The 21,700-nt window shown below is 45.8% G+C and carries 21 protein-coding genes; 6 read left to right on the forward strand and 15 right to left on the reverse strand.

Going from position 1 to position 21,700, the window contains the following annotated elements; genetic code table 11:
- Positions 1-384: 384 nt before the first annotated feature.
- Both nudE and cysQ read left to right on the forward strand, forming a co-directional pair.
- Entirely contained in the window at positions 385-936 is a 552-nt protein-coding gene (gene nudE / locus AB6C75_RS02180; protein WP_009848014.1) for an ADP compounds hydrolase NudE, read from the forward strand.
- 36 nt (positions 937-972) lie between these two features.
- Complete coding sequence (gene cysQ / locus AB6C75_RS02185; protein WP_009848015.1) at positions 973-1,800, forward strand: 3'(2'),5'-bisphosphate nucleotidase CysQ; 828 nt, start codon at positions 973-975, stop codon at positions 1,798-1,800.
- Positions 1,801-1,937: 137 nt separating this feature from the next.
- On the opposite strand, the gene AB6C75_RS02190 is transcribed toward cysQ, so the two are convergent.
- From AB6C75_RS02190 to gspC, 12 genes are all read right to left on the reverse strand, one after another.
- On the reverse strand, positions 1,938-2,717 hold the full coding sequence (locus AB6C75_RS02190) for a type II secretion system protein N (protein WP_372106689.1): 780 nt from the start codon (positions 2,715-2,717) through the stop codon (positions 1,938-1,940).
- A gap of 7 nt (positions 2,718-2,724) precedes the next feature.
- Positions 2,725-3,207 (reverse strand): type II secretion system protein M, encoded by a 483-nt coding sequence (locus AB6C75_RS02195; RefSeq protein WP_009848017.1) that lies wholly within the window; start codon positions 3,205-3,207, stop codon positions 2,725-2,727.
- Between the two features lie 19 nt (positions 3,208-3,226).
- Positions 3,227-4,456, reverse strand: a complete 1,230-nt coding sequence (gspL, locus tag AB6C75_RS02200; protein ID WP_372106690.1) for a type II secretion system protein GspL — start codon at positions 4,454-4,456, stop codon at positions 3,227-3,229.
- Entirely contained in the window at positions 4,425-5,474 is a 1,050-nt protein-coding gene (gene gspK / locus AB6C75_RS02205) for a type II secretion system minor pseudopilin GspK (protein WP_372106691.1), read from the reverse strand. Before gspK ends, gspL begins: the two co-directional genes overlap by 32 nt.
- Positions 5,458-6,225 carry a type II secretion system minor pseudopilin GspJ gene (gspJ, locus tag AB6C75_RS02210; protein ID WP_372106693.1) on the reverse strand — a complete coding sequence of 256 codons (768 nt, stop codon included), beginning with the start codon at positions 6,223-6,225 and terminating at the stop codon, positions 5,458-5,460. Before gspJ ends, gspK begins: the two co-directional genes overlap by 17 nt.
- Complete coding sequence (gspI, locus tag AB6C75_RS02215) at positions 6,212-6,607, reverse strand: type II secretion system minor pseudopilin GspI (RefSeq protein WP_017099560.1); 396 nt, start codon at positions 6,605-6,607, stop codon at positions 6,212-6,214. Before gspI ends, gspJ begins: the two co-directional genes overlap by 14 nt.
- A complete protein-coding gene (gene gspH / locus AB6C75_RS02220; RefSeq protein ID WP_009848022.1) occupies positions 6,594-7,187 on the reverse strand; it encodes a type II secretion system minor pseudopilin GspH in 594 nt (197 codons plus the stop codon). Before gspH ends, gspI begins: the two co-directional genes overlap by 14 nt.
- Positions 7,188-7,265: 78 nt before the next feature.
- On the reverse strand, positions 7,266-7,709 hold the full coding sequence (gspG, locus tag AB6C75_RS02225; protein ID WP_009848023.1) for a type II secretion system major pseudopilin GspG: 444 nt from the start codon (positions 7,707-7,709) through the stop codon (positions 7,266-7,268).
- 88 nt (positions 7,710-7,797) lie between these two features.
- Positions 7,798-9,018 carry a type II secretion system inner membrane protein GspF gene (gene gspF / locus AB6C75_RS02230; RefSeq protein WP_009848024.1) on the reverse strand — a complete coding sequence of 407 codons (1,221 nt, stop codon included), beginning with the start codon at positions 9,016-9,018 and terminating at the stop codon, positions 7,798-7,800.
- Between the two features lies 1 nt (position 9,019).
- The gene (gene gspE, locus AB6C75_RS02235; RefSeq protein ID WP_009848025.1) at positions 9,020-10,522 is read right to left on the reverse strand and encodes a type II secretion system ATPase GspE; all 1,503 of its coding nucleotides are present in this window, start codon (positions 10,520-10,522) and stop codon (positions 9,020-9,022) included.
- On the reverse strand, positions 10,522-12,546 hold the full coding sequence (gspD, locus tag AB6C75_RS02240; RefSeq protein ID WP_372100560.1) for a type II secretion system secretin GspD: 2,025 nt from the start codon (positions 12,544-12,546) through the stop codon (positions 10,522-10,524). The genes gspE and gspD overlap by 1 nt, the downstream gene beginning before the upstream one ends.
- A 41-nt stretch (positions 12,547-12,587) precedes the next feature.
- Positions 12,588-13,511 carry a type II secretion system protein GspC gene (gene gspC / locus AB6C75_RS02245; protein WP_372106697.1) on the reverse strand — a complete coding sequence of 308 codons (924 nt, stop codon included), beginning with the start codon at positions 13,509-13,511 and terminating at the stop codon, positions 12,588-12,590.
- Positions 13,512-13,790: 279 nt separating this feature from the next.
- Here gspC and hslR point away from each other — a divergent pair, with 279 nt between their 5' ends.
- The 4 genes from hslR (at position 13,791) to AB6C75_RS02265 (ending at position 19,178) form a co-directional block, all read left to right on the forward strand.
- Positions 13,791-14,177 (forward strand): ribosome-associated heat shock protein Hsp15, encoded by a 387-nt coding sequence (gene hslR, locus AB6C75_RS02250; protein WP_012603005.1) that lies wholly within the window; start codon positions 13,791-13,793, stop codon positions 14,175-14,177.
- Positions 14,178-14,195: 18 nt separating this feature from the next.
- Positions 14,196-15,089 (forward strand): Hsp33 family molecular chaperone HslO, encoded by an 894-nt coding sequence (hslO, locus tag AB6C75_RS02255; protein WP_009848029.1) that lies wholly within the window; start codon positions 14,196-14,198, stop codon positions 15,087-15,089.
- 337 nt (positions 15,090-15,426) lie between these two features.
- Entirely contained in the window at positions 15,427-17,052 is a 1,626-nt protein-coding gene (pckA, locus tag AB6C75_RS02260; protein WP_009848030.1) for a phosphoenolpyruvate carboxykinase (ATP), read from the forward strand.
- Between the two features lie 155 nt (positions 17,053-17,207).
- The gene (locus AB6C75_RS02265) at positions 17,208-19,178 is read left to right on the forward strand and encodes an AsmA family protein (RefSeq protein WP_372106700.1); all 1,971 of its coding nucleotides are present in this window, start codon (positions 17,208-17,210) and stop codon (positions 19,176-19,178) included.
- A gap of 39 nt (positions 19,179-19,217) precedes the next feature.
- On the opposite strand, the gene AB6C75_RS02270 is transcribed toward AB6C75_RS02265, so the two are convergent.
- The 3 genes from AB6C75_RS02270 to AB6C75_RS02280 are packed head-to-tail and all read right to left on the reverse strand — an operon-like array spanning position 19,218 to position 21,517.
- The gene (locus AB6C75_RS02270) at positions 19,218-20,153 is read right to left on the reverse strand and encodes a YiiD C-terminal domain-containing protein (RefSeq protein WP_372100552.1); all 936 of its coding nucleotides are present in this window, start codon (positions 20,151-20,153) and stop codon (positions 19,218-19,220) included.
- Positions 20,154-20,169: 16 nt separating this feature from the next.
- Complete coding sequence (gene dtd / locus AB6C75_RS02275) at positions 20,170-20,604, reverse strand: D-aminoacyl-tRNA deacylase (RefSeq protein ID WP_004735590.1); 435 nt, start codon at positions 20,602-20,604, stop codon at positions 20,170-20,172.
- Positions 20,576-21,517 (reverse strand): virulence factor BrkB family protein, encoded by a 942-nt coding sequence (locus AB6C75_RS02280; protein ID WP_012603002.1) that lies wholly within the window; start codon positions 21,515-21,517, stop codon positions 20,576-20,578. The genes dtd and AB6C75_RS02280 overlap by 29 nt, the downstream gene beginning before the upstream one ends.
- Positions 21,518-21,700 lie beyond the last annotated feature (183 nt).

Consider the following 21,700-nt stretch of genomic DNA (forward strand, 5'->3'; position numbering starts at 1 on the left):
GGCTACCGATGTATTGTTGAACGCGAAATGTACAGCAAAGATCAACACGCCCTAGGCACTTTACAACTAAGTGCTCCTACGACTAAGCACTCATACAGTCTTAGCCAGTAGATAGTTAAAGATTCAATCAAAAGGTTGATGCGCAAGCATCAACCTTTTTTTGTGTTTAAAACAGCAGAAGCACTCCTGAACCGTATATTTCCCGTTCAATGCCAACAATAGTGAGGCGTTACCATTTGCAGTAAGGTATTCAAGTGATCGCAATCGGTTCCTGCTCCAATAATTCTAGGATATGAAATCTAGGATCTAGGAACTCACCGTCATTTCCCCTATATTAGAATGACTTTATAAGAAAGAATTCCAATGAGTTAAGGAGTGAGCGCAATGACAAAAAGGACCAAACCAGAAATTTTGGCTCAGCAAACTGTCGCTCAATCAAAACTGTTCTCTATCGAGTCTCTCGATTTACGCTTTTCAAACGGTGAAGAGCGCACTTACGAACGTATGAAGCCCAGCGGCCGAAACGCAGTCATGATGGTTCCGATTACTGAACAAGGCGATATTCTGTTAGTGCGTGAATACGCTGCGGGTACAGAGCGCTATGAACTCGGCTTCCCAAAAGGTCTAATTGATCCCGGCGAACAACCAAATGAAGCCGCCGTTCGTGAACTAAAAGAAGAGATTGGCTTTGGTGCCAACAAGCTTACTCCTCTAAAAGAAGTGATCCTTGCACCCTCTTACTTCTCTAGCAAGATGACGCTGTTTATCGCAGAAGAGCTCTACCCAGAGAAACTAGAAGGTGATGAACCAGAGCCACTAGACATTGTGCGCTGGCCACTTGCTCAAGCCGAAGAACTGTTAACGCATCTCGACTTCTGTGAGGCTCGCAGTATTACCGCCCTACTATTAGCCCTTCGCGTATTAAACAATAATTAAAACAGTCAGAATCACTCGAAGAGTAAGAGAATATTTATGCCAATAACAAAAGATTTGTCTCACCTGCTGCCCTCTGTCATTGAGATTGCTCGCTCTGCTGGGCAACTGATCTTAGAAATCTACGAGAAAAAAGATTACGAAGAGTTTACCAAGAGTGATGATACGCCCGTCACTAGTGCTGATCTCGCCGCTCATAAACTGATCTCGAAAAAACTTAGCGAACTGACACCTGATATTCCGGTGTTATCGGAAGAAGCCGCTGATATCAGCCTAGAACAACGTTCTCAATGGGATCGCTACTGGTTGGTTGATCCGCTGGATGGTACGCAGGAGTTCATTGCAAGAAGTGGCGATTTCGCGACAATTATTGCCCTAATCGAACACAACAAGCCAGTAATGGGCGTGGTATACGCACCGGTTTCAGGTGTGAGTTATTACGCTTACAGTGGTAAAGGTGCATGGAAAATTCCAGACCTTAATGACAGCGTTAAAATCAAAACGCATCGTCACGAGCTGCCAAACCAATCGATCGCGATGGCAATCAGCCGTCGCCAAGACATCAATCGAATAACTAACCGTATGAGCTCTGCTTGGAACTACGACTTAGTTCCTCTTGGCTCTGCTGCGCTTAAGGCATGTTTAGTCGCAGAAGGTGCTGTGGACTGTTATCTACGTATTGGACCAACCGGAGAGTGGGATACCGCAGCAACCCAGTGCATTGTTGAAGAAGCTGGCGGACGAATCTTAAGTACCCAGTTAGAGCCGCTTTCGTACAATGAAAGAGAGACGCTTGAGAACCCGAACTTCATTGTGCTTGGTGATGCTGACTTACCGTGGGCAGAAATCTTACAAGGTAAAGACTAGGCTTGTTTGCTCTCTTTAACCGTCAGATATCCTCTAGATTCTCAGAACAAATAAAATGGGCACCTCATTGAGGTGCCCATTTTTTATATCTCGTTATTTGATAACCAACGGATGCTAGTTCAGAAGTAGATACCGGATTAAAAACGACCTTGGTAGGTAAACTGGTACTTACCTTGGCTGTCAGGGTTGCCCAACCACTTAAGCTGACTCTGCATCGCAGGTGGGAATTCAGCGCCCGGCTTAAACCATGCAGCCGAGGTGTAGCTTTGATTTGGCGTTACGCTCGCAGAAAACTCACTATCAACTTGAGCACTCTTCTGATTACCTTGCGCTGAAACAGTGCTGTTTTCACAACTGATGTCAGCAATCACAGGGCCAAAATCTAACGAGCCAACCGGAGAATCAACCGCAGCGCCCGACCAAGCAAGCGTACCTTCACCCGATTGACACCAAGGTTGAGCATGAACCGCATGTTTGATAGTCAGTTCAACTTGTCCTGCAATAGACACTGGCACTGGGATAGTAGGCGCATACTTCATCACGTTACTAGCAGGCATTGATGCCACTAAGTTTTCCGCGTAAGCACCGCTCATGCTATACCCGACAAGCCCTTTACCAGATAAGTTCATGTCGCTGTTACGTCCAAAGCGAACCGCAAGTTCTGCTTTGGCTTGGAATAGCTTAGAGAACTGGAAGTCCCACTGCACTGAGCCGTAATTGACACGCTGCCACGCAATATTGTTAGCGCGACCTTGCCAAACCGTACCCTCAACACCTTCAATGCTTAAACCACGTACAACGGGCGCATGTTTGAGAACAAAAGAAGCTGGCAAGTGCAGCAACAAACTTACCGAGAAAAAAACGATAAAGATGCTGCTAAATAACAAACCATACTTAAAAGATAAACCGCGTTTCACATTAACCTCATTTAAACTGTAGTCGGTTGACGTCAATAACCCCAAGGCTATCAGAGCGATCAATATCCATAAACTCAACCTCAACACCCTGCTTTTCTTTCAGGTATGTCAGCCAATCAACAAATTGATTAAATGGCAAAGGTTTAATCCACACTTGCAGCATCTCGCCACGTGGTTGCACTCGTATCAATTCAATCTTGAAGCGACGCATAGATGCGGGCACGGATTGATTCAGAGGCTGACTAGCACTAATGCCACCATTGCCTCTTAGTTCAACCACCTCATTGGCTTTATTGGTAACCCAAGCCAGTAGTTGCTTTTCACTTTGAATGCGACTCTGTGCCAGTTCAGCTCGCTGACTGAGGGGCTGTATTAGCCCCCAATAAATGATACCTACTACCAATAAAATTGAGCAACCAACGACTAATCGTTGCTCTCTTTGACTTATTGAAGTCCACCACGCTTGGAGTGGTTCAATTATATTTCTCATCACTGATCTCCTTGCGCAGTTACTGACGGGGTTTAAGGGTAAAACTGCCAAATACGGCATCGCCATTACGGTTCAATGGCCCTTGTTCAACGGAAAACTTCTCTTCAAGTTTTACTTTAGCCGTCTCAAAATGTTGAAAATCAGCGCTTTTAGCTTGTAATCGAACTTCAGAACGATTGCCATCATAGCGAATGCTTTCGACTTCGATCGATTTCACTTGTCCTAACGTTTCTGGCAGCAATGCTAACCAACCAAGTAAGGAGTCACCATCGCCTGAGCCACCGTATTTCTTAGCTTCATCATTCATCTGACGCTTAAGGTAGCTTACTGTAGGAATTCGTTGTTTGCCTGGCAGAACGGCTCTAAAGATACGCTCACTCTCCATGCGATAGGCTTGTGCCTGTGCTTCGTATTGCTGCACCTTCAACACTTGTTGAGTCACAATCACGGCCACCAGCAAGCAAGCAGCAATCGCCACCTTCTGCCATACACGCCAATATTTACTGAAAGAAGATTTGGTTTTAAAGGTGCCAGTCAGTAAATTTACGCCGCTTGTGATCGCTTGTTGGCTCAATAAGGACATCACCAATTCCGCAGGCTTTGCTTGCCATTCCATACCGCTTTGCTGCTGTACATCATCGCTCGGCATTGTGGTGTAGCTGAAGATAGTCGTAGGTTGTTCTTCGTCGTCAGCTACAACCCAATCACTTTGCATAAACATCGGTAACCATGCTTCGCTGATCGATACCGCTTGATAATGACCTTGACGTAATAGCCAATGCTGGTCGATTTGCAATGCACTGATGCCTTGATCTTCAACAGGCACGGCTAGTGTATCTGGTAGCACCTTACGGAAAATAATATTGGCTTTGCGAAACTGGTCTAAAGCTTGTTTTAACCACTCGCGATCTACACCACACACAGTAGCGTGCGTTGCATCTTTATCTAAAATGGTTAGATGTAAGTCTTCGATATCTTGTGCCACTTCGTCTTCTAACAAAAATGGCAGCATAGAGTCGAACTGGCGAGCAGCACCTTTCGGAATTTCAACACGCTTAATTAAGCACTCATTTCCCGGCAATAAAGCGATACAGCTACGCTTTTCAGCGTAAGGCGTTAACTCATCAAGCTGATCCCAGCTAGACAGCTCACCACTTGCTATCACTTCTTGTTGGCTTGTCGACCAAACCAACCACTGCACTGGGCTTTGTGGCTCGCTACTCAGTCGAACGGTCAGAAACTCGCTCACGGATTCCTCCAAAACGACGGCGTACTACCGTCACTGTTTCTCTATTACTACTATAGAAAAGCGTTCGTATACGTACACGAGACTGCTCAACTAATACCTCTGCATCTAGCTCAAAATAGGCGCTATCTACAGTTAAATATGCTTTCGCTTGTTTGCTGACTTCTGCACTCACACCTACAATAGCAGGCTCAGCCATAAACGCATCCACCGAATCCCAGCCATCAAATGGGCGCTTGTCTATCAGCTGTTTGGCGTCCGATTCACTTAGACCGGGTGCAAACATTGCTTCCAGTAAAGATGCCTGCTTTTCCGAGATGGTATTCACGTTTAATCGGAAATCATCAGTGGGCAAAGCGCAAATAAATGGATGTACCTTTTCCATTGCCTCACCAGAGACCTGATAAACGGCTCGCAGCTCCGATTCATCTGCTATTAAGCCATTCGCCGCCAAATAAGCTGGCTTCATCGCCTCATAAGTGCTGTCTTCTACACCCGTAGAAGAGGAGGCTCGAGTATCAGAGTCCAGAAATTCCCAACTTGAATTTGCGATAACCTCAGCCTGATAAGGCTCCACATCTTGGTTTTCCAGCAAGGTTTGCCAAACCTTCACTAAATAAGGGGTTTGGTTACTTGATGTCGTCGTAATCCCAGCGAGCGCATTAAGATTGAAACAAGCCTGCGCATCAACGATACGCCCTTTAACTTGGCCATAATCCAATGGGTATACCTGCTCTTCTAACGCCCATGGCTGGCTTAAGTTCACCGTATCACTATCTTTATAACTTTGCCTAATACCGTTTTGGACAAGCGCTTCTACACCAATGCTATACCAGTAAGCCTGTTGGTAATTCAGTTGATTGCCAACGCGCTTGAATTGCGTAAACAGACGCTCCGACATACTGCCAGCTATTGTTGCCATGATCGCCAAAAGCATCAGAATAATGATCAGCGCGACACCACGCTGTTTACGACCCACAGCAGACCTTGTCAGTGCAGGCTTATTAGTTTGATGAATCATTATTCCCCTCATTACTGCCTGAAGAGTCACTATTTGCAGAATCATCGACCTGATCTAAGGCGCCACTTGGTGTGAGATAAACACGTTCTATCTCACCGTAATCTTTCAGTGTCAGCTTAAGTCTCACCGCTTTAGGCAGTGATTTATCGGTTTGCCACTCTTTGCCCCAGCGGCTTCCGTCATAAAACTCGAACTCCAGGTTCTCAACATCATCAAGCAGAGGAGTAATCACACCTTGTTGGCCGGCAGGTGTATCGGGGTAACGCCACCATACACGCTCAAGCGTTTCCTCTTTTATGCGGTAGCCTACTTTGGTGACTTCTCCGCGAGGGAACTGCTGCTGTGGGTTGTGCCAACCAAGGCGAGTAAACATAATGCCAACACTGTCGGAATCCAGTAAATGCTCTTTCATTAGGATCAGCTTAGATGATGCTTCTTCACCATTGGTACGAAATTGTCGTACCGCCATCTGGCGAAAATCATTATCTAAAATGACTAAACTGCGTTGCAGTTGATTTAAACGAGCACTGCGCTCAATAGAGAGTTCATTGCTTCGTTGGACCTGATTTACTACCTGATAAGCCGCCATGCTTAACGTGGAAAAGATGGCAATCGAGACCAAAACTTCGATTAAAGTAAAGCCTCTCCCTTTTGAAGATAGACCTTGTTTACGAGGCTCTCGCTTATTGGCGGACATGCTCTCGCTTGGCGACTTGCTCTTAGCTAACGACACGCTTTTAATTGACCACATAACTGCGCACCGTGACCACTGGAGACGCTTTCTTACTGGTTGCTGCACTCACATCAAACGCCTTTAATAAATTATCGCTGGTATCGATGGGAGTCACCTTCCAGAACCACTCTCTTCCCGCTAACTCTTGCGTGCCCTGCGCTTTTTTAAGCTTCTCAGGATGCAGCATGACTAAGGCCATCTGGTTATCAACAACCATCGCCGCGAAGGTTTTTTCTTCTAAATAACTGAGGGTATTAATGTGTTGGGTGACAGCACGAATCACACTGATCGCCGCCGTAGCGAAGATAGCGAGCGCAACTAATACTTCAAGCAGAGTCATTCCTCGAGAACCAAAAGGCATACCACGAGAACGATAAGGAGAACGGTTATTCCTCTTCATCTTCTTCTCCCGGCTCTAGCAGTCGAATCACACCATTATCCAACACCCGAATACGCCAACCATCTTGTATGGTGTCTCCGGTATTTGGATAAAACGATAATACAAATGGCGTCATTTCAGCACTCGACAAGATGTATATCTGAGGTGGCTTGGGCTTTTTTTCCTCTTCAAGATCCGCAAACATATCTTCATCAAACAAGCTTCCGGGATTGAACAAACGATCATCGTCTTCCCATGCGCCACCACCTAAAGTCAGTGACAACGCGAGTTCTTCCGGTAATTCAGTTGAAGAGGGGATTTTTTCAAATTCGACTTCTTGCCAACCTTCTGACTTCAGAGCCATCAGAACGTAAGTCGATTTCTTTTCATCGACACGAACGCCAAAATCCAAGCCACTCAAAATAGCCTCTTCATTGAGTAATTGAACTCGTTGATAAAAACTTTGAGCGTATTTTTTGGCGACATCTTTGCTATTGGTCGGAATAGTCGCGATCACCGCGACCGCCGTTACTGACAGTAATACCAACACCAAAAGAATCTCAATCAAGGTGAAACCTGGCTGTGTTTGCTTAGTTTTCACCTTGTAGACTCCATCTGTTTACGTCCTACCATCAATAACGTATCAAGCTCAATAACCTATAAAACAATAAGCCGAAGCTTATTGGAAATCTTGCATGTTCCAGTTACCGATATCCGCAGCGATACCTTCACCACCTTCTTGGCCATCAGCACCAAGCGTAAAGATATCGATAGTACCGTTATCACCTGGGCTTAGGTATTGGTACTCATTGCCCCATGGGTCGTTAGGCAGACGCTTAATGTAGCCACCGTCACGGTAGTTACGAGGCTCTGGACTGCTTGGCTTAGAAACCAATCCATCAAGGCCTTGATCCGTTGTTGGGTAAACACTGTTATCCAGTTTGTACATATCTAGCGCGTTCTCTAGCGCCACGATATCCGTGATGGCTTTCTGTTGATCCGCCTTCTCTTTGTTACCCAAAAGGTTAGGAACAACAAAGCTAGCTAAAACACCAAGAATAACCACAACAACCATCACTTCCAATAGAGTAAAGCCTGACTGTTTTTTCATTTTATTTTTCATTATTTTCTCCAAATTACAGATAGCGAGTTGAAGGTAATAATGCCCTTCTTCTCGATAATCCAAAAACTAACGCCTGATGAGCAGTAGGTTATCCACTCATTAAATTGTTCATTTCAAGCATCGGCATCAGCGTCGCCATCACGATAAACAGCACCAAACCGGCCATCAACGCGATAAGCGCTGGGGTGAAAATGCCTAACGCGATATTGACCGTCGACTCAAAGCTTTGATCTTGATTGTCTGCCGCTCTTGTCAGCATCTGTTCCAACTGACCACTCTGCTCACCACTGGCGATCATATGCAGCATCATCGGTGGAAAGAGTTTGGTTTGATCCAACGCTTTACGTAAGCTTGCGCCTTCTCTAACACTGTCTGAAGCCTGTAATACTTGCTGTTTCACATGTTGATTCGACATCACATCAACCGCGACCTTCATCCCTTCAAGGATTGGAATCGCACTCGAGGTACAAATTGAGAGTGTTCGTGCAAAACGAGAGGTATTGATCCCTTTCGCAATCTTGCCGATCAGCGGAATACTCAATAGTTTGCGATCCCAGCTCATGCGAACACCCGGCTTTTTGAGCGCGGTCTTAATCAACACAATCACACCAATGATCAACAACAGTAATTGGATGCCCCAATTCTGGATAAATTCACTCGATGCCAATAAAAATTGTGTCGACTGAGGAAGCTCTTGGCCCATTTGGATAATAGGCTCGACGATCTTAGGTACCACGGTTGCCAACAGGAACGAAACAATCGTCACCGCAAACACCACCAGCACCACAGGGTAGATCATCGCTTGTAGCAGCTTAGAGCGCATCTTCTGACGATTTTCTGCGTAATCGGCCAGTCGCTCCAATACCGCATCTAAGTGACCAGACTTCTCACCCGCCGCAACCATGGCCCTAAACAGTTCATCGAAGATGTGTGGATAATCAGACAAGCTATCCGCTAGCGAGTAACCTTCTGTCACTTTAGATCGGACTGCCAGTAACATAGTTCGAATACGTGGCTTTTCAGACTGCTCAGCGACCGCTTTCAAGCACTCTTCTAGCGGCATGCCTGATTGAACGAGCGTGGATATTTGACGAGTAATCAACGCAAGATCTGGCGTACTGATACCACGCTTAAAGCTGGTCGAAGGCTGAGTACCTTTCGCATTTTTCGCCTTAGCTTCGGTCATCTCAACCGGCATTAAACCTTGTTCTTTTAAACGTTGGCGAGCCTGACGAGCATTATCCGCTTCAATCGAACCCTTTTTGCTCTTACCTTTGGCATCCAGCGCTTTGTATTCAAATGCCGCCATACTAGACTTCCTTAGTCACTCGCATCACTTCTTCTAAGGACGTTACCCCTTTCAGAACTTTGCTCAAGCCATCATCTCGAATACTTGGGGTTGTGCCACGAATCGCTTTCTCAATTGCCTGTTCTCCAGCTTCACTGTGAATCAGCTCTTGTACCGAATCGTCAATCATCAGTAGCTCATGAATACCGGTACGACCTCGATAACCTTTATGGCCACACTCTTCACAACCTTTTGCATGGTAAAGTGTGAGGCTCTCTTTCTTCTTCATACCAAACAGCTTTTTCTGTTCTTTATCTGCTTCGTAAGGTTCTTTACAGTCGTTACACAGAGTACGAACCAAGCGCTGAGCCAAAACACCCAGCAGAGAAGAAGAGATCAAGAAAGGTTCAATGCCCATATCACGCAGACGCGTGATCGCACCGATTGCCGTATTGGTGTGAAGAGTCGACATGACTAAGTGACCCGTCAAAGAGGCTTGAACAGCGATCTCAGCAGTCTCTAAATCACGGATCTCACCAATCATTACCACATCCGGGTCTTGACGAAGAATCGCACGTAAGCCGCGCGCAAAGGTCATATCAACCTTAGGGTTTACCTGTGTTTGACCAATACCATCAATATCAAATTCGATTGGATCTTCAACGGTAAGGATGTTGCGTTCGTTACTGTTGAGTTCTTGCAGGCCAGCGTACAAGGTCGTTGATTTACCCGACCCCGTAGGACCGGTAACCAAGATAATACCGTGTGGGCGCTGAATAAGTTTACGGAAGTTCTCGTGGTTCTCTGCCGTCATACCCAAACTGTGTAGATCTAGACGAGTGGCGTTTTTATCCAACAGACGCATTACCACACGTTCACCGTGTGAAGAAGGCATGGTAGATACACGCACATCAACCGCTCGGCCACCGATACGTAGAGAAATACGACCGTCTTGTGGCACGCGTTTTTCCGCAATATCCAGCTTAGCCATAACCTTGACACGCGAAACCAACAGCGGAGCCAACTTACGGCTTGGTGCTAATACATCGCGCAGCACACCATCAATACGGAAACGGATCGACAGTGACTTTTCGAAGGTTTCGATATGAATATCCGAAGCGCCTTCTTTAATCGCCTCACCCAACATCGCATTAATTAACTTGATGATCGGTGCGTCGTCTTCTGATTCAAGCAAGTCTTCGTCTTGTGGCAACTCTTCCGCTAACGAGAAAAAGTCGTCATTGTCGGCACCAATATCTTCCATTAACTGTCGAGCTTCCGACGAGTCACGCTGATACGCGTCCGTCAGTTTTTTATCAAATTCGTCTGCGCTGATCGCTTGTGGCGTGAAGCCATTTTTCACAACACGGCTCACTTCAATGATCGCCGCCGATTTCAGAGGTTCAACATAATAAAGTACTGGCGCGCGCTCCGGGTGCTGATATTCCAACACCATCTTGTAGCGATTCGCAAAGCTAAACGGCAAGCGCTGATAAGTACGTGCCGCCCCTACCAATTCAGCCATTATTCTGCTTCCATTTGATCGATGAAGGCTTGGATTTCAGCAGGATGATTCATGCTATCGCCAAACTTAGGAAGTACTGGAATATTATCGTTATCCATCAGTTTCAAGCCTTGCTCTGCCTTGTACAGTTGCTCAGCACGGATAAAGTTGTATTTGCGTTGTGTGATACCATCTGCAGTCATGCCATCCCGAATAATGGTTGGCTTGATAAATACCATTAGGTTCTTTTTCTCAACCTGAGTACTGGTTGATTTGAACAGGTGTCCAAGAACAGGAATATCACCCAAGAATGGGACCTTAGACTCACTCTCCAGTGCACGCTCGTCAATCAAGCCCCCCAACACCAGCATTTGACCATCTTGAACAATCACTGACGTATTTAGCTGACGCTTAGCAAAACGAACATCTACGGCCCCGTTTGCCCCTAATACGTTCGATACTTCTTGTTCTATTTGCAGTTGAACCGAGTCACCTTCATTGATTTGTGGCACCACTTTAAGCTTGATGCCCACTTCTTTACGTTCAACCGTTTGGAATGGGTTGTCGTTACTTGAACCCGCTGTCGAACCGGTTAAAACAGGCACCTCTTCACCAACGATAAACGACGCTTCGCCGTTATCCATCACCGTAATACTTGGAGAAGACAGAATGTTTGAGTTTGAATCGGTTGCTACCGCACTGATCAAGGCAGTCCAGTCACCCATGACCACGCTCATAGCTGCACCATTAACACCAGACAGTGCAGAAGCCAAGGTTGAATAGTCACCCTTTTTTGTCGTGGTTTCATTACGTAGGAACTTATTATCCTTATTGTAAATAGCTTTAGTTGTTGTCGAGTCTTTTGCTTCTTCTAGACCTACCATCACACCGCCAATCGATGCACCGGTATTGCTGTACTGAATCATGGCACCCGTTTCTAGGTTGCCCCACTGCACACCTAGGTTAACGCCGTCACCTTCTGCCATTTCAACAATTAAGGCTTCAATCAAAACTTGAGCACGACGGATATCGAGTTGAGCGATCACGTCTTGCAGCGCGTTCATGATGTCTGGCTGTGCGGTAATCACCAACGAATTAGTATCACTATGAGCGGAAATCATCACTTGGTTTCGCTGCGATGAACTGCCTTTAGTTGATGTTTGTTTCTCTGATTGCAGATTGTCAGACACGCCTTTCAGCACATCGACTAAGTCTTCCGCTTTTGCGTATTTAAGGTAGATAACTTGGTTGTTACCCTTAGTCGCCATTTCCACATCAAGCTGTTCAATCAACTTTCTTAAACGACTGCGTACTTTAGGGTCGCCTGAGATAAGAATTGCATTGGTACGCTCATCGGCAACTAATTTAGGCTGTAGGAAGGCAGGGGTGTTTTTAGCATCTGTGGTTTTGCTTAACGCATCAACAATACGTACCATTTCTGCCGCAGAGGCATTCTTTAGCTCAACGACTTCAATCTCTTTATCACCCGCTTGGTCAACACGCTTGATGATTTCAGCTAAACGGTTTACTACCGCCGCTCGGCCTGTAATAAGGATGATGTTGGCTGGGTCGTAGTGCACAACGTTACCCGCGCCTGCATTGTCGTTTAGTTGACGAAGCAGAGGAGAAAGTTCACGCACCGAGACATTACGAACCGTCACAACACGTGTCACCACGTTGTCGCCTTTGATCGTATCACTGTCTCCAACGACTGGAATTGCCGATGTTTTCGAATCCTTGGCCTTGATGATCTTAAGAACACCCGAGTCCATTTCGACAACCGCGTAGCCATACACTTCCAATACGTTTAGGAAGAAGCTGTAATATTGCTCTTCATTGAGTACGTCGTAGCTGCGTACATCGATTTTTCCGCGCACCGAAGGGTCAACGATGATCGTCTTCTCTAGGTTACGACCAACAATATTAATAAACTCTTGAATATCAGTGCCTTTAAAGCTGGCACTAAAATCACTCGCGATGGCTGCGGGTGTGCAGATTAAGCTTCCTGCCAATAACCATGCACTTTTCTTAAACCAATGCTTCACGTACTTCTCCTACACTTTCGTCCTTCGTTAGACGCAAAGTTTTAAAATTCAATAAACACTTCATGTTGTTGACCATCTCTCTCGACGACGAGGTTTAGCTCTGTCAGCTCTGAGATAGAACGGAATATGTTGCCCATAGCAGCAGGGTCTGTCAGGTCTTGTCCATTTAACTGAGTGGCAATATCTCCGTTTTGGAGCCCAACAGAGTTAAAAAGTTCTGAATCTTTGCCAGGGCTCACACGATAACCAATCACTTTATCGTCGCGTTTCACCTGAGACAGTCGAACATATTGGAAGATTTGTTGCGGATCTTTCATTATCTTCGCTTTAATTTCATCTAGCTTCTCTTCTGCAGAAGCTGGGTTGTTGCCACGCACAGAAGAAGAGGTACGAGGTGGCGCAGGCGCTGATACAGACAAACGCTTGTACTCAATACCTTCAAGCATCAGGGTTTCGTCTAGCCCAGAGTTATCAATAATGACACGGTCGACTAATACGGCTTTAAGCTTAGCTCTAGTGCCTTCTATCTCTTCATTAATTCCGTAGGTCGCCTGCGTACCGCGATTAGCGATCACCGCTAAGCTCCGTTTTGGATTAGAACTGGCAACAGCACCGACCAAAACTAGATTTAATCGTGTCTTTGGCGCATCTTGGATAACTTGCTGTTCAACCACAACTGGCGTGGTTGGGTTATAGGCACCAAAAAGGTTGCTCCGCTGCAAAGAAGAGATATCAAGGGTCGATTGAGGAGTAGAAAATGATGAAGCTGTTGCTTTCCAAGGCACGACGGTTTGCTCAGCAGGTTCAATAAACCATGCAAGCTGCCCTAAAATCCATGCGGAAGCTGCAATCAACATACAACACATCGCTAGGCTTAGTTTCTGCTGAAGTACAAATCCATTTTCTAATAAGCGGCTCAACACAGGAGAATTTCCTGCGCGATTCTTGAGCTCTAAAAAGTTCACTTTCCTTGCCCCTTTTCATGACGACAAATGCTGCAAATCATTAAACTTTCAGCTTTTTTATTCATTCGTTCGATACCAAGCTTATTTAAGCATAAGATCCTGAACTATATCATAGCAAATCTATAAAGCGGCATTACATGGCTATTTTGTATTATGACTTGAAAAAAATGCCAACCGCCTCCACTTTAAGCTTCTACTTAATGTAATTAAAAGCATGTTGCGCACTGTTCATTACAGTTAAACCGCATTCATTTCTCACTTAATAAGGCGCAGCCCTATATGAAAACTACTAATGAAGCTGTCAGACTCGATAAATGGTTGTGGGCAGCTCGTTTTTACAAAACCCGGTCGATTGCTCGCAATATGGTCGATGGTGGCAAAGTCCACTATAATGGTCAGCGCAGCAAGCCAAGTAAAATTGTCGAACTTGGAGCAGTGATTACCCTGCGCCAAGGTAATGAAGAAAAGACGGTGACAATCGAGAAAATCTCGGCCCATCGTGGTGGAGCTCCTATAGCTCAAACCCTCTATGAAGAAACCACCGAGAGCTTGGCAAAGAGAGAAGAGTTTGCAACACAACGTAAACTGAACGCTCATAGCCCAGCACCAGAACGTCGCCCAGATAAAAAGCAACGTCGTGACATCATCAAGTTCAAGACTCAATAAGCTAGAAGGAATAGCCAAATGGCCAACCCAATGTCTACAAGTAATGTTTTAAATCGCTACCTATTTGAAGACCTATCAGTTCGTGGTGAATTGGTACAGATGGACGAAGCGTACCAACAGATTATTTCTAGCAAGGAATACCCAGCGCCAGTACAAAAGCTGTTGGGTGAGCTACTGGTTTCAACGACGCTACTCACAGCGACTCTAAAGTTTGAAGGCTCTATCACGATGCAACTGCAAGGTGATGGCCCTGTATCTCTAGCTGTTATCAATGGCGATAACGATCAGAAGATCCGTGGCGTTGCTCGCTTTGATGGTGACATTGCCGACGACGCTGGCCTGCACGATCTAATAGGTAAAGGTCACCTAGTGATCACTATCGATCCTAAGAAAGGTGAGCGTTACCAAGGTATCGTTGGTCTTGAAGGTGACACTTTAGCTGAAGTCCTTGAAGGTTACTTCGCAAACTCTGAACAGCTAAAGACACGTCTATGGTTGCGCACGGGCGAGCATGAAGGTAAAGCACACGCTGCTGGTATGTTGCTACAAGTGATGCCAGATGGCACTGGTACGCCAGACGACTTCGAGCACCTAGAGCAGCTAACTGACACAGTTAAAAATGAAGAGCTATTCACTCTAGAAGCAAACGAACTGCTTTACCGTTTGTACAACCAAGAGAAAGTACAACTGTTCACACCACAACCGGTTGAATTCTTCTGTGGTTGTTCACGTGACCGAAGCGGTGCCGCTATCATTACTGTCGCTCAAGAAGAGATCTACGACATTCTTAGCACGGAAGGTAGCGTTGCTCTACACTGCGATTACTGTGGCACAAACTACTCGTTCGACAAGAATGATGTTGACGCTCTGTATGCAGAAGCAGCAGATAAAGGCAGCAATACGGTTCATTAATTTACGGCGTACCAAAAACACGTAATTTACCCCAAAAAGGTCAGCGCAACGCTGGCCTTTTTTGTGATCAAAATATCGCAAACCCCGTAACATCTCGTAATAAAATCACCTCTTAATTTTAATCAATTAATAATGTTCTCTCCTCTAGCGCAAAGGTTTGCGTACAGGATAGACTAGTCAGGCCAATATGTGATGAGGCGCTTAAAACCCCATGGTTAATATGGATATTTTTTGAGCTATATCCCTGTTTCCCCCGAGCCTCGTTGCTAGCATGGTGAGCAGATAACAATAAAAAATTAATACAAAATCCCTACAAAATATCCTACAAGGAGCACCTATGACCGTTATGGAACATACTAAGGCTGCACAAATTGATCTAACTAAGCACGGACTGACTGGCGTTACTGAAGTTCTTCGTAACCCTAGCTACGAGCAGTTATTCGTTGAAGAGACACTGCCAGGTTTGGAAGGCTACGAAAAAGGCGTAGTAACGGAACTAGGCTCTGTTGCGGTTGACACTGGTATCTTTACTGGCCGCTCACCAAAAGATAAGTACATTGTTAAAGATGACACCACGCGCGATACCATGTGGTGGTCAGATCAAGGCAAAAACGACAACAAACCGATTACAACTGAAGTATGGGATGAGCTTAAAGAGCTTGTGACAACTCAGCTATCTGGCAAGCGCCTGTTTGTCATTGACGGTTACTGTGGTGCTAACCCTGATACGCGCTTAAGTGTACGTATTATCACTGAAGTAGCATGGCAAGCGCACTTCGTTAAGAACATGTTCATTCGTCCAACAGACGAAGAGCTAGCAACGTTCGAACCTGATTTCGTGGTAATGAACGGTGCTAAAACAACTAACCCTAACTGGGAAAAGCAGGGTCTCAACTCTGAAAACTTCGTTGCTTTCAACCTAACAGAACGCGTTCAAATCATCGGTGGTACTTGGTACGGCGGTGAGATGAAGAAAGGCATGTTCGCAATGATGAACTACCTACTTCCTCTGCAAGGCATTGCTTCAATGCACTGTAGTGCTAACGTCGGTGAAGAAGGCGATGTGGCGATTTTCTTCGGTCTATCAGGCACAGGTAAAACAACCCTTTCAACCGACCCTAAACGTGAGCTAATCGGTGATGATGAGCACGGTTGGGATGACGATGGTATCTTCAATTTCGAAGGTGGTTGTTACGCCAAGACCATTCGCCTATCTAAAGAAGCAGAACCTGAAATCTACAATGCAATCCGTCGCGATGCGCTACTAGAAAACGTAACGGTTCGTGGCGATGGTTCTATCGATTTTGATGACGGCTCAAAAACCGAGAACACTCGTGTTTCTTACCCGATTCACCATATCGACAACATCGTTAAGCCAGTATCAAAAGCCGGTCACGCTCAAAAGGTTATCTTCCTGACTGCTGATGCATTTGGTGTGTTACCACCTGTTTCTAAACTGACTCCAGAGCAAACGAAGTACCACTTCCTATCTGGCTTCACTGCGAAACTAGCAGGTACAGAGCGTGGTATTACTGAACCAACACCAACGTTCTCTGCGGCATTTGGGGCGGCATTCCTAACTCTTCACCCAACTCAGTACGCTGAAGTACTTGTGAAGCGTATGGAAGCAGCTGGCGCTGAAGCTTACCTTGTGAACACTGGTTGGAATGGCACTGGCAAACGTATCTCAATCCAAGATACTCGTGGCATCATCGACGCTATCCTAGATGGCTCAATCGACCAAGCTGAGACTAAGGTTATCCCTATGTTTAACCTAGAAGTACCACTAGCGTTGCACGATGTTGACCCAGCGATTCTTGACCCACGCGATACATACACTGACCCTCTACAATGGGAAAGCAAAGCGAAAGATCTAGCAGAGCGCTTCATCAACAACTTTGATAAGTACACAGACAACGCTGAAGGTAAGTCACTGGTTGCGGCAGGCCCTCAACTGGACTAACACAACCATCTGCTCGGGCTTAGCCAAAAGCGAACGTCCAATTTAAAGTGATATTTTTGTAGCAAGCCCCCTCTTTTGAGGGGCTTTTTTGTTGCTGCTTGTCCCTTTTTGTTCCACTCTGTTTTGAGACGATTGAAATTTAAGGCTTTCAGGGAATGAAAAAGGTATTCATGATGTTCGGCATTGCGTTGGCTATCGCCGTTGCAACTATCGCAGCATTGCTATTAAGCCTGCAAACCCAATACCGCGCGGATGTTACTAACTTTTTTATCAAACATGCGATTGAACAACCTGTGCTCATTGAAGATGTTGAGTACCAGGCGCCTTATCACATCACCTTAATGGGCATTACCCAAAGCCAACCTGAAAAACAAACACCGCTGTATATCGACAAGGTTGACCTTTGGTTCAGCTCAGACTCTATTCTTGAAACTAAGCTGGTTTTGGACTCTGTATTGATCAGCGGACTGCAGTTAGAAGCCGACGACCTAGAAACGCTCGCCTCTTTATTTACCCAGCCAAGCATTAAGATCCACCAGCTGGCCATCAACAATCTCGACTTTTCAACCCCAGACTTTAACGCGCGAGGCATCGATCTTCAGATCTCCGACCCAACGTGGAACAACGACAACTCACTTCTACCTTATGGAAAAACCCAACTTTCTGCCTCACAGCTGTATTGGCAAGGCGAAGCGTTCGATAACCTGTTGATTGACCTAGATCTTAAACCAAGTGATAGCACCCTGTATGGCGCTTCGTTTGACTGGCGTGGTGCCAAAATTTCTGGTCAAGCAGAGCAGTATCAGCAAGATTGGTCGTTGGTGAATGTGACCGTCGATGGCTTACGACTCAATCAGAAACAGACCCAAAGCCTACTAAGCAAAGAGTGGGATGTGACAGGTATTCAGATCAATCACATCAATAGCTTAGATATTCTGCGTAGCGATGTAGAGTGGCAAGACGGCCACCTCGCAGCTTTTGATGCCTCACTAGAAAATATCCAACTGCCTTTTGAGCTGTGGAAGCAACAGAAAGCCATTTTCTCTCTGCAAGCAGAGGGAGTGACCATTGATGAAGACATGTTCATCGAGCCAAGTATCAAGCTCAATTTAGATCCGAACCAGATTCTGATTGAAGACTTCTATACTCAATTCCTACAGGGCACTGTTCAACTTAATGGCAAAGTAACCCCTAACAGCATTCAATTAGCACAGCTCGACCTGCAAGGTATAAAGTGGATTACGGAAAGCCAAGATAGCCCTCTACCCGCCACTCGCTTGATACCTTGGCTCACGCAGCTCCAGAATGTCGAAATCAGCCGAATTAACATAGAACGCAGCCAACTTATCCAACTCGCACAAAAGCCTTACTGGCAGGTCTCAGGATTACATATCGAGGGGTATCAAGTTCAACTTCTACAGGATAGAAAGCTAGGTCTGTGGCAAGGAAAGCTGATGGCCAGCGCGAATGATGCCAGCTACCAAAACATTATTAGCGCACAGCCGGTGGTTGAGATGAATAGCGAGCAAGGAAAATGGACGCTGACACGCCTGTTTGTCCCACTAAAGCACGGCTATATTGAAGCCAACGCAACACTCAACTTCAACAAAATCAGCAAGCCATGGAGCTTAGAGATCTCTGCCGATGGATTACCGATAGCACCCATGTTACTGCAACTTGAACTACCGCTCGACGCAACTGGTTATGGCGAGTTTGAACTTCAAGCTGCGGGTTTATACGGCGATTCATTAATGCTCGGCTATTCCACAACAGGTCAACTCACTGGTAGCGTTCGCCAAGGAGTGATGACCTTTAATGACAAGCTTTCTGAAACATCGACTGATAACGTGTTTGAAATCCCAGAGCTCAATGCGAATTTTGACCGTGGACGCTTCACACTCGAACCAGTGCACATTATTGGTGCATCAGCAGCAGAGCAAGGCGAACAAAGGATTCAAACGTTAAATGGCGAAATGTCTGGAGAGCTCGACTTGCTAAAAACCGAGCAACACACTCTCTCTATTTCACTATCCGACCCGTGCCACCAAATATCAGGAAAGCTCACCCAAGCTGAATATTCCGAGATTAACGACTGCCAACAAAAAAGCGCCACTCCACAAGAGTAGCGCCTTCTATCTGTATCTTTATCTGCTAGCCATTGTCAGCTATATGCTTACGTTGGATTCTATTGATAATCTCTTTTTGTAGTCAGGTATCAGCATATAGGTTCCTGTAAACTCAACCGCCTCCACGTCGCCACTGTTAATGGTCACGTGAATGATGATACGAGCTTTTCTGCCAGACGCGAGGCGATCTAAATCGCCACTGATCCCATCCAATGACGTGGATGCCACTGGATTTTGCTCAACTGGATGACGATAACGAATATTACTATCTGCTAGTACGATATCACCAGTCAACCCACGCTCCTTCATTAGTAGCCAAGTCATACCCCAACCGGTTAAGGTCGCCAAGGTAAAGGCTGAGCCAGCAAACATGGTGTTATGAGGGTTAAGGTTTGGATTCAACTGAGCACTACACTCGAACTGATAACCCGTGTATTGGTTAATCTTGATGCCCATCTTGTCACTGATCGGGATCTGATGCTCCCAGCGCTGTTGAAGCTCATTACACCATTCTGGTTTGCGCAGTACATCAGCCATCGGATCAAGAGGTTTTACCATCTGTTGGTGACGCACAGGCCCGCGTTGGTCGTTAATCTCACCACGACGCTCAAACTCATTCTTCTCATAGAATGAGATCGCATCTTCACGAGCATTACACACCAAACGCTTCGCCCCTTCTTGGCGTGCCAGTGACTCTAGCGCAACCAAGATAAGTGAGCCCATGCCTTTGCTTTGGCGAGAGTTCTTCACCGCCATATAGCGAATCTGCCCCTCTAGATCTGGGGTGATATAGAGACGACCAATCGCCATCGGGCGACCTCGACCATCAACAATCATGCGATGGTGACTCATTGGGTCATATTCATCGCGCTCTGAACCGACCGGCATTCGCCAAGGTTCGCGGAGCATTTGCCAGCGAAAATGGTAATACTTGTTCAGTTGATTTTCGGTGGTCGGGGTTATGAGTTTAAACATGCTTATTCCTTTAAGCCTAAACCTGCAGCCAGAATGTCACTGGGCCATCATTAACCAAAGACACTTTCATGTCGGCTGCGAATCGGCCACGTTCCGTTGGCAACACTGATTCACATTGGTCAGAGAAGTAGTTGTAAAGACGCTCTGCATCTTCTGGGTGAGCACCGCGAGAAAATCCAGCACGTGTCCCTTTCTTGGTGTCAGCTGGCAGAGTGAATTGAGAAACCACTAATACCTTACCTTCTACCTGCTTTACATTGAGATTCATTTTATCGTCTTCATCTCCAAAGACACGATAAGTGGTCACTCGTTCCATCAAACGTTTGGCTTTGGCTTCGTCATCACCTTTTTCTACACCTAACAGAACTAATAAGCCTTGCTCAATCTCACCCACTACTTCGCCATCAACACGGACGGCAGCTTCACTTACTCTCTGGATCAGTGCTATCACTGTTGTTTCCTTGCTCTGTAATTTTGTCTTTATCCGACGAGTGTACCATTTCTTGAGAGTCACTCCACTGTTCCTGCTCGCCCAACGCGGCCGTCACTTCAGCACCCACTAACACAATCAACCAGCACAAATAGACCCAAACAAAAAGAATGGGAATCGCCGCTAATGCGCCATAAATCAACTGGTAAGACGGAAACTGAGTAATGTAAGCTGCAAAGCCTTTCTTGCTGAGTTCGAACAACAGAGCCGCCACTAGAGACCCAGCTGCCGCATGAGAAAAGTGTATCTTTTTGTTGGGAACCAACAGATACAGACCGAAAAACGCAAAGAATGAGGTAATCAAAGGGAGCTTGCGAATCACGGTATTAAAAGCACTCGACACGACTTCGTTTTGTAACAAGTTTAATGATGTCACATACGAGGTTGCAGCAATGCTCGCTCCGATCAAAATAGGCCCAAGAGTTAGCACCATCCAATACATCGAAAAAGACAACACAGCACGTCGCTTTTCCGTTACTCGCCAGATGTAGTTTAGGTTTTTATCAATATTGGAGATCAGCATCAGAGCGGCAATGAATAAGAACACACTACCCACCGCCGTCATCTTGCCGGTATTGGCAACAAACTCCAGTAAAGCACCATGCACCGCATCCCCGGAAGCGGGAACAAAGTTGGTAATAACGAAGTTTTGAATCACTAAACCAACATCAGCAAAAACTGAAAATGACGACAAAATAGAGAGCAAAACCGTCAACATCGGTACGATCGAGAGCAAAGTAATGTACGCCAAGTACCCTGCATTCACATTAACTCTATCGTGCGTCATCCGCGTAAGAAGATAGCGGGAAAACTGGATGCTTCCTGTAGCTGCCTTTTTTATCTTCAACTTGTAACTCCCTGGTAACTCGTTCATAGTCCTAATTAATATTCCGTTATATTAATCACAGTAAGTAAATGTTCAAAAATAGCGTAGGAAAAAGGCTTGAGAACAAGGCAGAGTTTTGTGATAAGTAGTTATTCTACAATCAAAAACTCTAACGCCGTTATCGAGCATTTTAACAAGCTAGGTTGAGCAGTTATTTACTACGATTGATAT

Source organism: Vibrio sp. 10N.237.312.B06, assembly GCF_041464685.1.
In the GTDB taxonomy this organism is placed as follows: domain Bacteria; phylum Pseudomonadota; class Gammaproteobacteria; order Enterobacterales; family Vibrionaceae; genus Vibrio; species Vibrio tasmaniensis_A.